The sequence below is a fragment of the Hyalangium minutum genome (assembly GCF_000737315.1).
GTDB classification, from domain to species: Bacteria; Myxococcota; Myxococcia; order Myxococcales; family Myxococcaceae; genus Hyalangium; species Hyalangium minutum.
In genome coordinates this window covers 119,337-135,834 of the sequence record NZ_JMCB01000013.1, presented here as the reverse complement: position 1 = coordinate 135,834, position 16,498 = coordinate 119,337, and the positions used below count along the sequence as shown (strand labels likewise).

Here is a 16,498-nt window from a genome sequence, read left to right as displayed (position 1 = left end):
ACGGGCCGGGCAGATTTTGACCCGTCTGACGCAACTCCTTGGGAGTAATCCCGAAAATCCCGATGTCACTTCACTTCCGGAAATCGCTCCCATGACCAAGATCAACTCCTCCGTCGCGGGTCCCATCCTCACCCCCAGCCAGCCGACGCTGCCGTCGCCCACCCTGCCCCGTCCTGTGCCGCTGCCGCTTCCTCCGCCGAAGCCGGGCACGCTGGACAAGTTCCTCACGCCGGTGCGCTCGCAGCAGCTGGCCAACACCCAGGGCAGCCAGCTCGACACCATCCAGAAGGGGCTCAAGAGCGGCGCCCTGACCGAGAAGGAGGCCTCGAAGCTCCTGAGCCAGCAGGCGAAGATCGCCGGGACCACCGCCCGCGCTGGCGCCGACGGCGTGATCACCGCGAAGGAGGCCGCCAACATCCGCCGCCTGCAGACCCAGGCGGGGCTCGACGCGTTCGCGGCCACCCATAACCGAGCGCGCGGCACGGCCGGTGACCCCACGGCCAAGGCGCAGGCCTCGCAGATTGGCCAGATTGCCCAGGGCGTGCGGAACGGCTCCCTCACCGGCGCCGAGGCCAACACGCTGCTCACGGACCAGGCCGACATCGCCCAGACCGTCGCCGACGCCAAGGCCGATGGTGAAGTGGACTTCATCGAGGAGCAGATGGTGAACATCCGCCAGGATGCGGCCTCGTACGAGATCGGCAAGGAGAAGCTCGACGGCGAGAAGGCCCCGCACGCCAAGCGCCTCAACTTCCCCGTCGTCTTCTAAAGAGACGCGCCGCCCGCACAGCCGCACAGGAGGCCATCCTCGCTTGGCGCGGGGATGGCTTTCGTCATTCATGGCGCCAGTTCAGGACTTGATGCGCTCGCGCCAGGCGGTGGCGGCAGCACGGTCCGCAGCCAGGATCCGCTGCACGTCTTCGCGAGCGGCGGCCTCGGCCTCCACGCGCGGCATGCCGCCCAGGAACTCCCGGATGGCCGCGCGCTCCTCGAAGAGCGACTGCGCGGCCTCGGACATCGTGGGGACATCCATCGGGGGGCGTGGCTTCTTGTGGCCCATGCAGCCTCCGGTCTATCCCGAAGGTCTGACAGGGGAAAAGCCACGCGGGGTGAGTGGACCTCAAGGGTCCTCCTCGCGATTCTCACCTTGCACGTAGGGCCGCTGGTGCCTTCGCCTCAGCGCCGGAAGCGAGCGCTGAGCTCCGCCTCGAAGGCCGCGACATCGTGGTAGTAGCGCTCGACGTCCGCCTTCATCTGAGGCTGCGTGTAGGCTTCGGGCTGCGGGTTCTCGATGACGTCGAGGATGACCTTCGTGGCGTCCTCGACGCTCTGCGCCCCGGGCAGCGTGCGGGAGTCAGGGCCGCCTCCCAGCGCGTTGCTGCCGAACTCCGTGGCCACCACTCCCGGCATCACCACGCTCACCATGATGCCCGGGTGCGACTGCTTCAGCTCCAAGCGCAGACACGCGGTGAGCCCGTTGAGCGCGTGCTTGGCCGCGCTGTACGCCGAGCGGAAGGGCGCCAGCGGTAGCCGCGCCAACCCGCTCGACACGTTCAGGATCTGCCCCGCGTTGCGCGCCTTGAAGTGCGGCAGCACCACCTGCATGCCGTAGAGCGCGCTCTTCACGTTGTCCCGCATCATGACGTCGAGGTCCTCGTCCGTGAGCTCCGACACCGGACGGGTGATGCCTCGCCCAGCGTTGTTCACCCAGACGTCGATGCGGCCGAAGCGCTGCAGCGCGGCGTCCCGCAGCCGTTCCATGTCCGCACGCTGGGTGGCATCGGTGACGACGGCGATCGCCTCCTTCCCCGAGCGGGCCGCAACCGCCTCCAGCTCCGGCTGACGGCGCGCCGCCAGCACCAGCTTCGCCCCCTTCTCTCCCGCCTGACGCGCCAACTCCGCACCAATGCCCGAGCTCGCTCCCGTGATGACGATGACCTTGTCCATGATGACCACTCCCAGCGAGGGCCCTCGCCTTCAGGCATGAGGGCGTTGACTCGTGCCCCATAACCGAACGCCTGGGTGACCGCGACTCTCACGGCAGTCGCCCCTCACTTCATCAGCTGGCACCTGCCTCTTCCTCCGCGCGCGCTGTCTGCTTCTGACCGAATGTGGCGACAGCTGCTCGCAGGATTTCCTCGGACAAGGCGTTGTCGTCCACCGCGCGGGCGAGAACCAGCGCTCCCACCATCCCAGACATGGTGGCGATGGCCTTCTCGCGCCGCGCTGCCTTGGACCGTCCTGGAACGAGGCCGGTCAGCAGATCGATCATGGAGCGAAGCCCGGCCGTGACCGTGCGGCGCACCGTGGAGCTTTGACGAACCGTCTCCCCCCCAAGGCTCGCGAAGAGGCAGCCCTTGCTCGGGTTGTCGCGGTGCCGCGTCGACAGGTACTGGGAGACCAACAAGGCCAGCGGCTCATCCGAAGACTCGGCGACGTACTTGTTCCATTTCTTGAGGGTCCCGGCCATCGCTTGCTCGCAGGCCTGCGCGGCGAGGTCATCCTTTGACTTGAAGTGACCGTAGAAGCCTCCGTGCGTCAGGCCGGCCGCCTTCATCAGATCGGCCACCCCGATGCCGTCGAACCCCTTCTCGCGGAAGAGTTCTCCGGCCACTTCGATGATGCGGGCGCGGTTCGCCTCCGCCTGCTCTCTCGACACCTTCATCTCGTCCTCCACCCCAGGAACGCTTGACAGCTTACATGATAACCGACATGAATAGACACATTCATGATGACCGTCATTTAACGCGCTTTTTTGCCGGGCGCGTCCTTCATGGAGGCTCACACGCGCATGGAAGCCCTCTCCTCCTCCTCGCCGTACGCGCTGGCCCGCCCCAGCGCCCGCCCAGCCCTCGTCCTGCTGATCCTCTGCTCGTCGGTGTTCATGGCCGCGCTGGACATGTTCATCGTCAACATCGCGCTCGATGACATCGGCCGCGACGTCGGCCAGGCGTCGCTGTCGGACCTGAGCTGGGTCCTCAATGGCTACACCATCTTCTATGGCGCACTGCTCGTGCCCGCAGGCCGGCTCGTCGACCGCTACGGCCGCAAAGCAGGCTTCCTCGTGGGGCTCGGGCTGTTCACCCTCGCCAGCCTTGGCTGCGCGCTCAGCAACAATCTGACGTGGCTCGTCGTGTTCCGGTGCCTTCAGGCCGCCGGGGCCGCCGTGTTGACTCCCGCGAGCATGGGGCTCGTGTTGACGGCCATGCCCCCCGAGCAGCGGGCCCGCTCCATCCGCATTTGGGCCTCGAGCTCGTCCCTTGCGGGCGCGGCAGGACCCGCCATCGGCGGACTCCTCATCGATTCCTCCTGGCGATGGATCTTCGTCATCAACCTTCCCATCGGCGTGGCTGCGGCCATCGCCGCGTTCCGGTTCCTTCCGAATCCTCGGCCGGAGTCCTCGTCGCGGCTCCCCGATCTCCTCGGCGGCGCCATCCTGATCGTGGCGACCGGCGCGCTGGCGCTCGGGCTCGTCAAGGCCCCCGACTGGGGCTGGACCTCGATCCCTACCCTGCTCTCCTGCGCCGTGGTGGCAGTGGGCTCCGTGGCGTTCCTCGTCCGATCGGCGCGCCACCCCTCTCCAGTGCTCGACCTCTCGCTGCTCCGGCACCGCGTCTTCGCCTGGTCGAACGTCTCCGCGTTCCTCTTGTCCGTCGCCTTCGGCGCCGAGCTCCTCTCGGTCATCCTGTTCCTGGAGCAGCGCTGGCACTGGTCCGCCCTGGAGACGGGACTGGCGATTGCCCCCGGCCCCTGCATGGTGCCGATCTTCGCCGCCGTCAGCTCGAGGCTGAGCAAGCGCTTCCGCCCTGGGAGCATCGCCGCGCTCGGAACCCTGATGCTGGCCGCAGGTCCGCTCCTGCTGCTCTCCAGCGCCAACGCCTCCTCGACCTTCGCCGTCTCCGTGCTCCCAGGATGGCTCGTCATCGGCGTCGGCATGGGACTGGCGCTCCCGACGATCTTCGCGTCGGCCACCGTCGAGTTGCCCCGGGATCAGACCTCGACGGGAAGCGCCGTCGTCAACATGGCGCGACAGATGGGCTTCGTCATCGGAACGAGCGCTTTCGTGGTCATCCTCGGCAGCGGCGCGGCGCCCCTGGATCCGGACCACACCTTCAGGAACGTGTGGTGGTTCTCGGCGGCCACGGGGCTCGTTGCCACTCTGGCCGCACTTGGCATCAACCGTCCCACGCCCACGACACCCAGCGCCTCGTCGAGCGCCTCATAGCCCTCACACGGGCTCGATCGTGAAGCGCTGAGTCACTTCGGGCGGAATGCGCACGGGCCTCCCGGTGGACGTGGACACGTAGGCCCACTGTGTCTGGGCCTGGACCAGCACCTGCCCGTCCGCCACCCGCCGGATGAAGGTCTGCCGCGTCGCCGTCACGGGGCTCTTCGCCACCACGCGCGTCTCCACCTCCACCTCGTCTCCCGCGAGCGCCGGGCGCAGGTAGTCCACCTCATGCCGGCGCACCACGAAGACGGCGCCCAGCTGCCGGTAGACCTCCAAGCTCAACCCCACCGCCTCGGAGTGAGCCACGGCCACGTCCTGGATCCACCGGACGTAGACCACGTTGCTCACGTGCTGGAGCTCATCGAGATCCTGCGCGGTCACCGGCAGGCGGATGGAGAACGGCAAGGCGGCACCTCCCGGGCGGCAGCATAGGGAATCCCTGGAGCCAGGAAGGAAAAAAGCCCCGGCGGCACTGCTGCCACCGGGGCTTCTCACGCATTCACCGCACGGCTCGGCTCAGGGCTGGAAGCGGCCCGTCACCGCCATCGCCGTGTGGTACACCGGGCGGAGCATGTACGGCCTGCCCGGATCCGTCCCCTGCTCGAAGAGCGCCGACACCTGGAGGTGGTAGTGCTTGCCTGGCACCAGCACGCCGGGCGGCATCCGGAGCTGGGTCTGGTCCGTCGCGAGGTTCGTCACCGTCACCCGAGAGGTACTCCCCGTGCTCGTGGCGTAGAGCTCATACACGCGCACCGAGTACGAGGTCGGAGTTCCCAGGCTCGGAGCCGTCCAGCTCATCAGCGGCGTCTCGCCCACACCCGTGAGGACGTCCCAAGCCAGCGCGCCATTGAGCCGCAGATCCCGAGGCGGCCCCACCAGCGGGATGATCGGACCGTTCCCCACGGGCTGCTGGGCGTACGTATACGCCGAGTAGATGCGCGGCGTGGACGAGCCTCCGCCCTCCAGCGGCACCGAGTAACGGACCCGCGAGGTGGTCTGGGCCGTGATGAACTGGGACCAGTTGGCAGGATAGGGATTGCCATACGTGAACGTGGGGGCAACGTCTCCCAGGCCCGCGCCGAAAGTCGCCAGCACCAGGTCCGGCCAGCCCGCGTAGGAGCCAAACTGGTCGTAGCCCGGCAAGATCCCAAGGTTCAGAGTGGTGGTCCCCGCAGTCGCGGAGGGGTGCCCCGCCAGAGCCAGGGCCTCGAACGAGGCGGCGCGGTAGTCCACCACCCGGCTCACGAGCGGCAGCGGCGCCAGCGTGCCGCTGAGCAGCAGCGTGCTCGGATTCGGGCCCGTCAGCGAGTTCGTCTGGAAGCTCCGCTGAACCTCCTGGAAGGTCATCCCCGTGGCCGCATCCGTGCGGCTCACCAGCTGGGTGGCATACAGCACGTCCCCGCGAGACGCGTCGATCCGGGCCGCAGGAGTCCCGCAGTTCTGCATCGAGTACAGGTAGTCAATGGTGAAGTTGAAGGAGGTCTCGCCGTCGAGGTCCTCCGGGAAGAACGGAGTGGAGCAGCTCGTCGCCGAGAAGTAGCCAAGGCCCGTGCTCGCCGAGCTGAGCTGGAAGTCATCGCCGCCCTGCCAGGGATTCAGCCCGGAAACCTGCATCTGGAGCTGGGTCGTCTCCGGCTCGATCACCGTGTCATGGCGGCCCAAGTCGGCCCGGCTCAGATCGAGCATCCGGCTGTGGGCCCACAGGTACGAGCCCCCGAACCGGAGCAGGTAGGGCGTGCGATCGACGTTGGGGATGATGAACGTGCCGCTGGCGTCACCGCTCCCCGGCCGCCAGGTGTAGCTCGCGCCATCCGTGCTCGGCACCCACGCGCCCAGCGTCACACCCGACAGATTCACCGGAACCGTGAGGGTGCTGCCATCTGGCCGGACGCGGTAGGAGTTGCGCATACCTGACACCGTCAGGGCGCCGCACGAAGAGCCCGCGCGCGGGGCGATGGAGAACTGCTGGTGCGTCACGGCGCCCCAGGCATCCGCGATGGCCGCCGTCACGGTGATCGGCCCATTGAGGCACGCGGGCGCCCTCCAATCCACCTCGCTCGCGGTGCTGGTACCCCGGGTGGCCAGGATGGAGCCCTGGCTCGCGGTCCAGGAGAAGGTCAGCGGCGTGGACTCGGGATCATGCGCGGTGAGGCCCATCGTCACCACCTCGCCACCGCCCGCCTGCTCGGAGCTCTTGAAGGTGCTGTCGATCTGAGGCGCCACGTTGGCCTGCGACGGGGTCCCAGCCAGCAGCGATAAGGAGCCCGTGGTCTGGCCTCCCCGGCCATCCGAGACGGTGACGGTGAGCGTGCAAAAAACAGGACCGGGGGGAGGCTGCGACAACAAGGTGAACCGGGGCGTGGCCACGAGGCTGTCCTCGAAGCGACCCGGGCAGTTCGCGCTCCACGTGTAGCTCAGGGCGTCGCCGTCCGGCTCGGAGGCGACGACGGAGAGCTGCACGGGGACGTTGAGCGTGAGGATGGACGGCGTCGCCCGCATCTGGTTCACCCTCGGCCAGGTGTTGAAGCCCACCGTCACATTGGCATCGCCGCTCGCGCCGGGGCGCTGGACGCTGACGTTGACGCTCAGCCGGGCGCTCGTCCCCTTCGAGTCCGTCACCTCCAGGGTCAGCACCTGCGGGCCCTCGGCCGCCGGAGCCACCCAGCTCGTCGCGGAAGCAGACGGATTGCTGAAGGAGCCCGCAGTCGCCGTCCACGCGAAGGTGATCGTGTCCCCCGCGTTCTCGTCATGCGCGGTGGCCGTCAGCGTGATGGTGCCACCGGGCGACACCTGGTTGGCGGAGACCACCACCGAGTCGATCGTCGGCGGCACGTTCTGGTACGGAGGCGGCGGGTTGACCTGCTGGAGCAGGATGGCCACGCTCACCGTGCTGCCCGAGGCGATCGTGATCGGCCCCGCTTGCCCGGCGTAGAGCAACAGCCCGGCCGCGTCGTAGGCCTTGGCCTCGAAGATGCGGTCCAACCCCGCGGGGATTGCGAGAAGGGTGCCCTGCCAGGTGCTGCCCTGCAGGGACAGATCCATTCCAACGGGCGTGGGGATGCCAGGCCCACGGGCTTCCACGTGGACGCGGGCCACATCCGAGACCGCCAGCTCCTGCGGGAGCATGGCCTTGATCTCGGCACTGGCGTTCGGGTCCGGGGTGACGGGGTTTCCGCTGCCACCACAGGCCGCGAGCACTCCCAAGGCCAACACTGTGACGGCGAGCGAGACAGCCCGCCGGTTCGAGTTCCAAAGTGACACGAAGACTCCTCCTAAACGAGGCGCGCACCCTAGCACGTGCCCCTGATGCGGCTCACTCCACCGGGTGTAGGAAGGTCACGCACCAGTCAGGAGAAAGCGGGCCGAGGGGTGCGGGTTCCGCTGGAGGTTGCTCCGGGTCGGCTGGGCAAAGACGAACAGCCCGCCGGGCTCGAGCACCCGAGGAATTGCCTCGAACAGCGGGCGCCAGAGGAAGTTCATGCACAGCACGAGCTGGTAGGGCCCGGGGGGAAGCGGCGCCTCCTCCACGTCCACCCGCTCCACACGCAAAGGGACACCGGCCTGCCGCGCGGCCGCGGCGGCGCGCTCGAGCGCCACGTCCGAGATGTCCACGAGCGTCACATCCAGGCCACGCCTCGCGAGCTACAGGGCGTCATGCCCCGGCCCACCGGCCACCTCGAGCGCCCGCCCCGTGCTCGGCAGCCGGTCCGAGAGCGACTGAAGGAACCGGGACGGCTCCAAGCCCCCGGCCTGCTCCTGGTAGCGGGCATTCCACCGCTGTCGATCCGCCTCGGACACGGCGACGTGCCTCTCAGGCCGCCTTGCGGTACGGCTCGGGGTGCGGAGGCCGATCCGTCTGCTCGGGCGCGACGCGCAGCATGCGCTTGATGCCGTTGCGATCCAGCACCAGCCGCACCAGCTGCACGGACACCTTCTTCTGGTCCGCCTCGTCCGTGGTGAAGCGGAACGCCAGATCCACCTGGTAGCTCTTGGCGCCCTTCACCCGGCCCACCGAGAAGTCCTCCAGATCCACGTACTCCAGCGCCAGCTCCGGGTCGTCCATATCGCGCAGGAAGCGCTCCACGTTGAAGCGGATGATGTCCGTGACGCCCGTCAGCCGCCGGTCCGTCTTCGGCAGCAACTCCGCGTCCAGGACGATCTCCTTCTGGTAGCGGAGCACCGTCTCGGACAGCTCGCCCTGGGACACGGTGATGAAGTCGTCCAGGCAGCGCAGCTCGGCGATCTCCTTGGGCACCTTCACCGTGCGGCCGTAGTCCACGCGCTCCTCCAGCGTGCCCAGGCACTTCTTCGTCACCGGATCCAAGATCTCCGCCATCCGGTCGTACAGGTGCATCGAGGCGAACTTGCTGAAGAAGCGGCGCAGCCCCTCCTTGATGCGGTCCTTCACCATGTAGCCCACCACGGCGATCAGCAGGAAGTTGAGGCTCTCCTGGGGGACGCCTCCCTGCCTCTGCGCGACGAAGAGCACCGCCGTGGCGAAGGCCATGGCCAAACCCGCCGCGATCGCGAACAGCACCTCCTCCCAGCCCTGGCGCTTCTGCTTCCTCCGCGCCGCCAGGAAGAGGATGTTCATGCAGAACTTCTTCAGGAACCCGATCCGGTGCATGTACTCCTCGTTGTCACCGGTGGGGCTCAGCACGCTGCGAAGCTGGTTCTCCTTGCGGTACGTCTCCTCGCGGATCACCGCCGCCATCAGCGCCTTGCGCGGCTCGATGTAGACGCCCGAGCGCGGCAGCGCATCCATCTCCGTCACGGCCTTGCGGAAGTACTGCTCCACCGTGAGGCTCATGTACTCGTCCACCAGACGCAGCGAGACGCGCGTCTTCTTCTGCAGCCTCAGCTCGCCCGTGGCCTTCTGCCAGCCCCGGAAGCGCTCCAGCACCTTCACCACGGATTCCTGTGACTGGAGGATGATCCGCTGCAGGTCCGCGTACTCGGCCTCGCCCAGCCCGGCGGCGCTGGGCGGCTCGCACCGCCCATCCACCAGCTTCACGAAGCGGCGCAGCGCCCCACGGAAGATGCAGCACAGGAGCTTGGCCTGGTAGACGACCTCCGCCTCCGTGGGCAGCCCCGTCCTCAGCCACGCCTCGAGCCGCATCAGCGGCGAGCCCTCCACCACCAGCAGCTCCTCCAGGCTCATCACCGGCGTGGTGAAGCGCACGTAGTTGTGGATGTCCGCGTAGAAGTCCGCCCGCGGGTACGTCTCCGCGTCGATGTTCAGGCTGTTCGGCAGGAACAGGAACATCTCGACGAGATAGCGCGTCTCGTCGTCGGCGCCCGACGGCTGGTACTCGAGCTTGATCTCGAACTGCTTCCGGTCGTGGACTTCCAACCGGTTCTGAAGCAGCGGGGCGGATTCCGAGGGCACGCAGGCATTTTACGTCACAACCCCGTCACACTGAAATCGCTCGGGCCTCGCAGCCGTCCGCCCCTGAACGCGCTCCCTCCCTCCGGCACTACCCTTCGGTGCCCGTCCGACGCGCCGGCGCGGCCACGGGGGCCGTTGGATCAGCAACGGCCTCCTTCTTCGCCTGGGGTTTGGCGTTCCACACCCGAGTGGCCAGCACGAGCCCTGCCACCGCCAGCGGCACCAGGGCGATGGGCCAGTTGCTCCAGTTGTTGATGTCCTTGGCGGCCGCGCCCGAGGGCAACAGCCTGCCGAGCAGCACGGACTGGAAGGCGGTGCCCGCGTAGACGGCGCCGTCGATGATGCCCACCGCCACTCCCGCGTTCTTCTTGCCGCCGAAGTCCATGCTGGCGGTACCCGACAGCATGCCGTGCACGCCGATGACGCACAGCGACATGAAGATGACCGTCCACCCCAGCAGCGGGGTGTTCAGCAGGAAGAGCGTGGCCACGGCGCCCAGCGTCATCCCACCATAGAGCACCGCCGATACGGGCCCGCGCCGAGAGTCGAAGATCTTGTCGGAGATGATGCCGGCGAACATGCCTCCGGTGATGCCGGCCACGCACAGCAGCATGCCCCAGTTGGACGCGACGAAGCTGTCGCCCATGCCGATGCCCTTCGCCAGCTTGGGGTACCACTGCATGATGGCGTTGCGCATGTAGCCGCTGCAGAACTCGATCAGCAGGATGACGATGATGACGGGGTTGCGGAGCATCTTGCCCAGCACCTCGAATGCCCCGAGCCGGGGGCCCGTCTCTCCCGAGGACGCATCCGCGGTGTCGAAGTCCGGGTGGCCCGTATCGCTCGGCGTGTCGCGGATGATGAAGAAGTCCAGCACCACGAAGGCGGCGAGGATGGCCGCGGGGATGAAGAACACCCAGTACGTCGGAGCCGCACGGGTGATCATCCGGCTCCAGTCATAGGCGAAGTAGACGCCCAGCGAGATGAGGATGCCGAACACGCCTCCCAGCGTCCCGCGCTCGCGCAGGTGGAACCACGCCGCGTTCACCTTGACGATGGAGACCGCGCCAAAGCTCTGGAAGTACATGTTCACCGCGTAGAGCACGGACAGCGTCCCCACCAGCCCGCCGGGAGGCTGCCAGTCCTGCGTCAGCACGGCGTGCACCACGAGGCCCATCAGCACGTTGCACACCGAGGAGCCCGCCGCCGAGATCAAGATCGTCCGGCGCCCGCCCCACCTGTCCGTCAGCGGGCCGTTGAGCAAGAACGCCACGCCGTAGACGATCGTGCCCCAGGCGAAGATGGTGCCGAAGTCCGCGTTCGAGGTGCGGCTGCCCAGCGCGCTGGTGGCCTCGTTGAGGTTGTAGCGCCCCATGTAGAGGAACGCGTACGTCATGCCCAGCGGGAACCAGTTGAGGAAGCGGCGGCGCTTGAAGGCCTCCGTGTGCCCGAGCTCGACCTTGGGCAGGCGCGCGATCACCAGGGAGATCGCTGCCAGCAGGATCAAGATCGGCAACAACTGTTGCAGCCACGCGGGCATCGACGACATGCGGAAGGACCTCGGCGGAGCGGAACGGAAACGGCTCGCGCACCCTATCCGGTCCCATCCTGGCGGCCAACCCGGGCGGTGAGCTATGGCTGCTCGGCCAGCAGGCGGGTGATGGAGATCTCCAGCTTCGCATCCGGCACCTCCCCCCGGCGGCAAGCGGCGAGCACCTCGGGCAGCGGGCGCCACTGCAGCCGCGTCCCCTCCTCTAAAGGAGAGCCATCCCCTTCCGGCTCATGGGCCTCCTTGCCCGTCACGTCCACCGCCGTGGGGAACACCTTCTCCGACAGGATGCCCGGCGCCACGAAGAAGCCCCCACCGAGCAAGCGGATCTCCTCGGGCTTCACCTCATAGCCGGCCTCCTCGCGCACCTCCTCCACCGCCCGGCGCCGCACCCCCTCCTCGCCCTTGTCCTCCAGTTCCATGACGCCGGCGACGAGCTCCTCCACGAGCAGGTAGCTCACCGGATCCGGCACCACCATCTCCTTGCCCTTGCGGAAGTACGCGGCGGGCCGGAGGTTCTTCCGGGTGAGCACCTCGAGGCCCGACGCACTGCGGCGGTAGACGAGCACCGCCACGGCGTCCAGCCGGGGCCTATCCACCACGTCCACCCGATACACCGGCGAGACGGATCCATCCTCCCGCCGGTTCTGGCACCGGAGCCTCCGGAGCCTCAAGAACCCCTCGTCACAGCGGGCGGTAGCCGAGAAATCCTCGATGATCTCGATATCCGTCACGGTTGTCTGCTTGCCCGACATGCCTGCCTCCCTGGTGGATTATTTCGGGGCTCCCGGGTCGCTTGCCCGTGATTCCCTGATCTCGTACCTTGCGGCGTCTCCCGCTGAGTCCCCTTCACGCAAGCCCCCCGGAACCACCTGATGAGTCGTGCCCTGATCGGCCCCCTCTGCGCTCTGGTCTTCGCCTCGTGCATGCCAGTTCTGGATGGCGAGGAGTACAACCTCGCCGGACAGGAAGTCCGCCTCACCCTCCTTCATACTGCGGACATCCACTCGCGGCTCATCCCGTATGACTTCGCGCCGCTCAAGACGGACACGGACCTGGGGCTGATCCCCGAGGCCGGCCCGTTCGGAGGCGCCACGCGCATTGCCGCGGTCGTCAAGCGCGAGCGCAACCGGGGCGATCGCGTGCTGCACCTGGACTCGGGCGACTGCTTTCAGGGCGCTCCCATCTTCAACCAGAACCTGGGGGAGGTGGAGTTCCGCTTCCTGTCGAACCTGCGGCTGGACGCCGCGGTGATCGGCAACCACGAGTTCGACGCGGGCGCGCAAAACTTCGTGCAGAAGGCTCGGGACTTCGCCACCTTCCCGCTGCTGGCGGCCAACTACTACTGGGACGTGCCCACTGACACCGAGAGTAACAACGGTGCCGCCCAGGTGTCCGCTCCGTACACCATCCGCATGGTGAAGGGCCTGCGGGTGGGCATCATCGGCATGGCCAACCTCTCCTCGCTCAACTCGATCGTGGAGGGCGGCAACTCCCTGCAGACCACCCCGCTGGAGCAGAACGAGGCGGCGCGCGCCTACGTGGACCTGCTGCGCCCGGTGACGGATCTCATCGTCATCGTCAGCCACCTGGGCCTCACCGAGGACCAGCAGGTGGTGCTCGGCTACGAGGCCTACTACGAGTATGAGCGCGCCAAGCCCTTCATCGACCGTGAGAACAACCCGTGGAAGATCCTCGAGTGGTCCGGCGAGGAGGGCAACCCCAAGTCCGTGGTGCGCGTGCAGATCCCCGGCGTGTCCGGCATCGACGTGATCCTCGGCGGCCACCTGCACGTGGTGCTCAACCCGCCGCAGAACATCACGGACCCGAGCGGCCGCAAGGTGCTCCTGGTGCACTCCGGCGCGTTCGCCAAGTACGTGGGCCGCCTGGACATGGTGGTGAAGGTGCCCTCGGAGGACAGCGTGGACGGCGCCGAGCTCGTCAGCCACGACTACCGCGCCTTCCCGCTGGACTCGCTCTGGTGTGACGACGCCATGCGCGCCTACTACGCGCAGAACTTCTGGGATCCGGGTCAGTTCGCCATCCAGCCCAACGTGCGCGCGGCCATCGAGGCGTGCCGTGAGCAGGAGGATCGGCGCACCACGGATCTGCTGCAGAAGTACATCCTCGCCATGGACTCCAGCCTGCAGCTGACGTCCATCTTCTCCTACGCGCCCCGGGACGTGGCCCGCCGCAACAACTCCACCGGTGGAGACTCGCCGCTGGGCAACATCGCGGCGGACTCCATGCGCAAGCGCCGCCGCGTGGAGGCGGAGATGGCCATCACCAACTCGCTGGGCATCCGCGACAACCTCTACGCGGGCGTGGTGACGCAGGAGGCCATGTTCAACGTGTTCCCCTTCGAGAACACGATCAACATCATGTACCTGTCCGGCGTGGAGATGCAGGAGATGTTCGACTTCGTGGCCGAGCGCTCCGCCGAGCGCGGCTGCGTCAGCCAGGCGCAGATCTCCGGCGCGCGCTTCACCATGGACTGCGCCCAGGTGCAGCTCAATGATCTGCGCATCGCCTGCGATCCCAACGACGGCGGCGTGGAGAAGTACTGCCCCAAGGATGGCCGAGAGGGCCACGCCCCGTGGCAGTGCCTGGAGGACCTGGACGGCTCGCGCTGCTGGGCGCACCCCGCCACCGGCGTCCAGATCAACGGCAAGCCGCTGGATCCCAACGGCACCTACCGCATCGCCACCAACGACTACATCGCCAAGGGTGGCTCGGGCTTCCGGGTGCTCAAGCGCAACACCACCCGCATCGAGACGGGCATCTCCCTGCGCGACTCGCTCATCGGCTACATGCAGGGCTTCTGCACCTGCGAGGACATCAACGAGGGCCGAGAGACGTCCAAGACGGGTGAGCGCTGCGGCACGCTGATCAACGGCCAGTGGGTGGTGGACGAGCAGACGAAGGGCTTCTGCAAGACGGCCCAGGAGTTCAAGAACGCGCTGAACACGCAGGTGGGCAGCTGCACCTGCCTGCAGACGCTGGGCAAAGCGGACGCCGCGGACTCCTGTGGTGTCACCGCCGAACAGCTGGCGAGCACCTGCAACGTCCCGACGGGCCCGTACACCGGCCGCTGCAGCTGCCGGGATGCGCTGGCGGGCACCAACCCCACCTGCGGCACGATCACGCCGCAGCTTCGCAGCTACTGTCAGAACCCAGCGGCCATGCCGATCGCGAACGCGGTCGAGGATGCGCGCATCGGGCGGAGGGTCAAGTGATGAAACGCTGGCTCCTTGTAGCGGCCCTGGGGGCCGCAGGCTGCTACTCCGCGGACGGCAACATCTCCGCGGAGAACACCAACCCGTCGGGCCTCAGCTCCTTCAAGGTGGACGTGAAGAGCCTGAAGGCCATCGACAAGACCACGGGGGCCTCGTCGGCGCTGACGCTGGTGGGCTCCTGCCTGGCGCGCTACGACAACAACCCAAACGCCGTCCCCGCGGCGGAGAAGGGCACGGCCAGCTGCCCCTACTCCATCCCCAAGGGCCCGGTGGACCTCGAGCTGGCCATCACCGCGCTCAACAGCAAGGGCGAGCCGCTCAACACCTTCACGGGCCCTGTCTCCTTCCGCGTCACCCCGGGCGATCTCACCGGTACCTATGATCGCCGGTGGACGATGCTCACCGACGGCGTGGGCACCGGCACCGTCCGCGTGTCGCACCTCTATGGAGACGTCCGCGCGTGGGTGCAGCACGAGCCGCCCCAGGTGGACTTCTTCGACGGTGGCGTGGCCGGAGATCCCAGCCTGCTGCCGCCGCCCAACAGCGGTCCGTACAGCTACGCCACCGGCCTGACGGCGCCCATCGCCTTCGAGGAGCCCACGCTCGGGAAGATCCAGGAGCCGGAGGATCCGGGCAACAACCGGAACTCGCCGTTCGCCGGCCAGTTCCTCACGGTGGGCCGTAAGCCGGAGTCCGGCTCGCCGCTCGTCCAGAGCTGCCCTCCCGGCTACGACGCGCGGGATCCGTCGAAGAAGGATCCCAATGACGGCAAGCTGATGACCATGGTGGTGACGGGCCTGGATCCCGGCGGCTTCTTCGTCACGGACATGACGGCATGCCGCGTGCGCGAGTTCACCGGCGCGGGCTCCAACGTCCGCACCCCCGAGCCGGACGGCTTCCTGCCGGGGACCTACGGCTCCATCTACATCTACAACTACTCGTTCCCCGAGGGCCTGTACCCGGGCGATCTGCTGTGGACGATCTCCGGCTCGGTGCAGGACTTCGCGGCCACCACGCAGCTCACCTTCCCCGCGTGGGTGATCCGCGAGAGGGTGCGCGAGCTGCCGCCCACCGAGTGGGAGAAGTACCTGAAGCAGGTGCCGGTGCCGGAGATCAACCTGCGCTTCTGCGGCCTGGACAACGCGGTCAACCCGTACATCACCGACTCGCTGTGCGGCTACGCCTACGGCAACATGAAGATGGAGAGCCTGGAGTCCGCGCTGGTGAAGCTGCGCCGGGTGAAGTTCCCCGAGGTCTTCAAGAACTGCGACGCTAACGGCAACGGCACGGTGCCCTTCTTCTGCCCGGGCTCGGGCGGCACGTCGTACCGCGCCTGCGCCGAGGATACTCCGGGCGACCCGGACGTCCCCGAGCGCCAGTGCAACATCGACTGCACGGTGGGCCTGGGCGAGTTCGCCGGCAAGGTGTGCTCCGAGCGCTCCACGTACAACGCCTTCAACCAGTTCGTGGTGGAGCTGTCGGGCCCCGGCCCGCGCGTGGCCGGGCTGGACAGCACGCTCGACAAGCGGACGCAGGTCATCAAGGTGAGCACCACCGCCTCCGTGCGGACGACGACGGCCATCAGCGCGGGCATCAACGGCCCCTCTCAGGTGCGCGTGTGGTGCGACACGCCGGTGCGCATGAAGTTCGGCAACGCGAGCGTGACGGCCACCATCGACGACTTCCCGCTGGCCCCCAACGCCCGCACCGAGCGCACGATGACGGGCTCCGAGCAGTACGTGGCCTTCATCGCGGATGGCGACCTCCAGGGCCGGGGCGAGTGCCACGTGGCGCTCAACAGCCGCACCCGCATCAACGTCGTCACCCGGGACGCGATCCCGGATCTGCAGGTGGACTGCAACCCGGCGGACGCGGACACGGACAAGGCCAAGCAGTGCCGCCTGCTGCGCGAGGCCACCTTCAACGTCACCGGCCACCTGCGCCAGGTGAGCGCCGCCCGGCCGCGGTGGATTGTCATCCCGCGCGATGTGGACGACGTGTGCTGCTTCCCGGGGCCCGAGGGTGCGTGCCCTCGTCCCATCGAGCAGTGCGCGGCTGAGTAGTCATCTCTTGATTTGAAGCATGCCCTGGCA

At 67.8% G+C, this 16,498-nt stretch carries 13 protein-coding genes and 1 pseudogene; 4 read left to right on the top strand and 10 right to left on the bottom strand.

Annotated elements, in window-relative coordinates; translation table 11 throughout:
* Positions 1-91 precede the first annotated feature (91 nt).
* A complete protein-coding gene (locus DB31_RS45290; protein WP_052420341.1) occupies positions 92-769 on the top strand; it encodes a hypothetical protein in 678 nt (225 codons plus the stop codon).
* Positions 770-850: 81 nt separating this feature from the next.
* On the opposite strand, the gene DB31_RS29350 is transcribed toward DB31_RS45290, so the two are convergent.
* From DB31_RS29350 to DB31_RS29340, 3 genes are all read right to left on the bottom strand, one after another.
* Entirely contained in the window at positions 851-1,060 is a 210-nt protein-coding gene (locus DB31_RS29350) for a hypothetical protein (RefSeq protein ID WP_157232233.1), read from the bottom strand.
* Between the two features lie 116 nt (positions 1,061-1,176).
* Positions 1,177-1,947: an SDR family NAD(P)-dependent oxidoreductase gene (locus DB31_RS29345; RefSeq protein ID WP_044194002.1), complete on the bottom strand. Its 771-nt coding sequence runs from the start codon at positions 1,945-1,947 to the stop codon at positions 1,177-1,179.
* Between the two features lie 112 nt (positions 1,948-2,059).
* Positions 2,060-2,665 (bottom strand): TetR/AcrR family transcriptional regulator, encoded by a 606-nt coding sequence (locus DB31_RS29340; protein WP_044193584.1) that lies wholly within the window; start codon positions 2,663-2,665, stop codon positions 2,060-2,062.
* Positions 2,666-2,791: 126 nt separating this feature from the next.
* On the opposite strand from DB31_RS29340, the gene DB31_RS29335 reads away from it, so the two are divergent.
* Entirely contained in the window at positions 2,792-4,225 is a 1,434-nt protein-coding gene (locus DB31_RS29335; RefSeq protein ID WP_044194000.1) for a DHA2 family efflux MFS transporter permease subunit, read from the top strand.
* A 3-nt stretch (positions 4,226-4,228) separates the two neighbouring features.
* Here the strand turns inward: DB31_RS29335 and DB31_RS29330 are convergent, their stop codons facing one another.
* The 7 genes and pseudogenes from DB31_RS29330 to DB31_RS29305 form a co-directional block, all read right to left on the bottom strand.
* On the bottom strand, positions 4,229-4,636 hold the full coding sequence (locus DB31_RS29330; protein ID WP_044193582.1) for an acyl-CoA thioesterase: 408 nt from the start codon (positions 4,634-4,636) through the stop codon (positions 4,229-4,231).
* 111 nt (positions 4,637-4,747) lie between these two features.
* On the bottom strand, positions 4,748-7,492 hold the full coding sequence (locus tag DB31_RS45285; RefSeq protein ID WP_052420340.1) for a PKD domain-containing protein: 2,745 nt from the start codon (positions 7,490-7,492) through the stop codon (positions 4,748-4,750).
* A 75-nt stretch (positions 7,493-7,567) separates the two neighbouring features.
* A pseudogene (locus DB31_RS50770) lies at positions 7,568-7,861 on the bottom strand (class I SAM-dependent methyltransferase); the annotation flags it as partial.
* Between the two features lie 12 nt (positions 7,862-7,873).
* The gene (locus tag DB31_RS50765; RefSeq protein ID WP_240486945.1) at positions 7,874-8,029 is read right to left on the bottom strand and encodes a hypothetical protein; all 156 of its coding nucleotides are present in this window, start codon (positions 8,027-8,029) and stop codon (positions 7,874-7,876) included.
* Positions 8,030-8,042: 13 nt separating this feature from the next.
* Positions 8,043-9,620: a hypothetical protein gene (locus DB31_RS29315; RefSeq protein ID WP_044193581.1), complete on the bottom strand. Its 1,578-nt coding sequence runs from the start codon at positions 9,618-9,620 to the stop codon at positions 8,043-8,045.
* Between the two features lie 88 nt (positions 9,621-9,708).
* Positions 9,709-11,169 carry an MFS transporter gene (locus DB31_RS29310; RefSeq protein WP_044193580.1) on the bottom strand — a complete coding sequence of 487 codons (1,461 nt, stop codon included), beginning with the start codon at positions 11,167-11,169 and terminating at the stop codon, positions 9,709-9,711.
* Positions 11,170-11,252: 83 nt separating this feature from the next.
* Complete coding sequence (locus tag DB31_RS29305) at positions 11,253-11,924, bottom strand: NUDIX hydrolase (protein ID WP_044193578.1); 672 nt, start codon at positions 11,922-11,924, stop codon at positions 11,253-11,255.
* Between the two features lie 120 nt (positions 11,925-12,044).
* Between DB31_RS29305 and DB31_RS29300 the strand changes: the two genes are divergently transcribed.
* Positions 12,045-14,405, top strand: coding sequence for a bifunctional metallophosphatase/5'-nucleotidase (locus DB31_RS29300; RefSeq protein WP_044193576.1), 2,361 nt, complete (start codon positions 12,045-12,047; stop codon positions 14,403-14,405).
* Positions 14,405-16,468, top strand: coding sequence for a hypothetical protein (locus DB31_RS29295; protein WP_044193575.1), 2,064 nt, complete (start codon positions 14,405-14,407; stop codon positions 16,466-16,468). Before DB31_RS29300 ends, DB31_RS29295 begins: the two co-directional genes overlap by 1 nt.
* Positions 16,469-16,498: the final 30 nt, after the last annotated feature.

Bases quoted from the DNA above. Each gene is read 5' to 3' on its own strand.
- DB31_RS29305 (WP_044193578.1), bottom strand. From the start codon at position 11,924: ATGTCGGGCAAGCAGACAACCGTGACGGATATCGAGATCATCGAGGAT.
- DB31_RS29300 (WP_044193576.1), top strand. From the start codon at position 12,045: ATGAGTCGTGCCCTGATCGGCCCCCTCTGCGCTCTGGTCTTCGCCTCG.
- DB31_RS29295 (WP_044193575.1), top strand. From the start codon at position 14,405: ATGAAACGCTGGCTCCTTGTAGCGGCCCTGGGGGCCGCAGGCTGCTAC.
- DB31_RS29345 (WP_044194002.1), bottom strand. From the start codon at position 1,947: ATGGACAAGGTCATCGTCATCACGGGAGCGAGCTCGGGCATTGGTGCG.
- DB31_RS29335 (WP_044194000.1), top strand. From the start codon at position 2,792: ATGGAAGCCCTCTCCTCCTCCTCGCCGTACGCGCTGGCCCGCCCCAGC.
- DB31_RS29350 (WP_157232233.1), bottom strand. From the start codon at position 1,060: ATGGGCCACAAGAAGCCACGCCCCCCGATGGATGTCCCCACGATGTCC.
- DB31_RS45290 (WP_052420341.1), top strand. From the start codon at position 92: ATGACCAAGATCAACTCCTCCGTCGCGGGTCCCATCCTCACCCCCAGC.
- DB31_RS29340 (WP_044193584.1), bottom strand. From the start codon at position 2,665: ATGAAGGTGTCGAGAGAGCAGGCGGAGGCGAACCGCGCCCGCATCATC.
- DB31_RS29310 (WP_044193580.1), bottom strand. From the start codon at position 11,169: ATGTCGTCGATGCCCGCGTGGCTGCAACAGTTGTTGCCGATCTTGATC.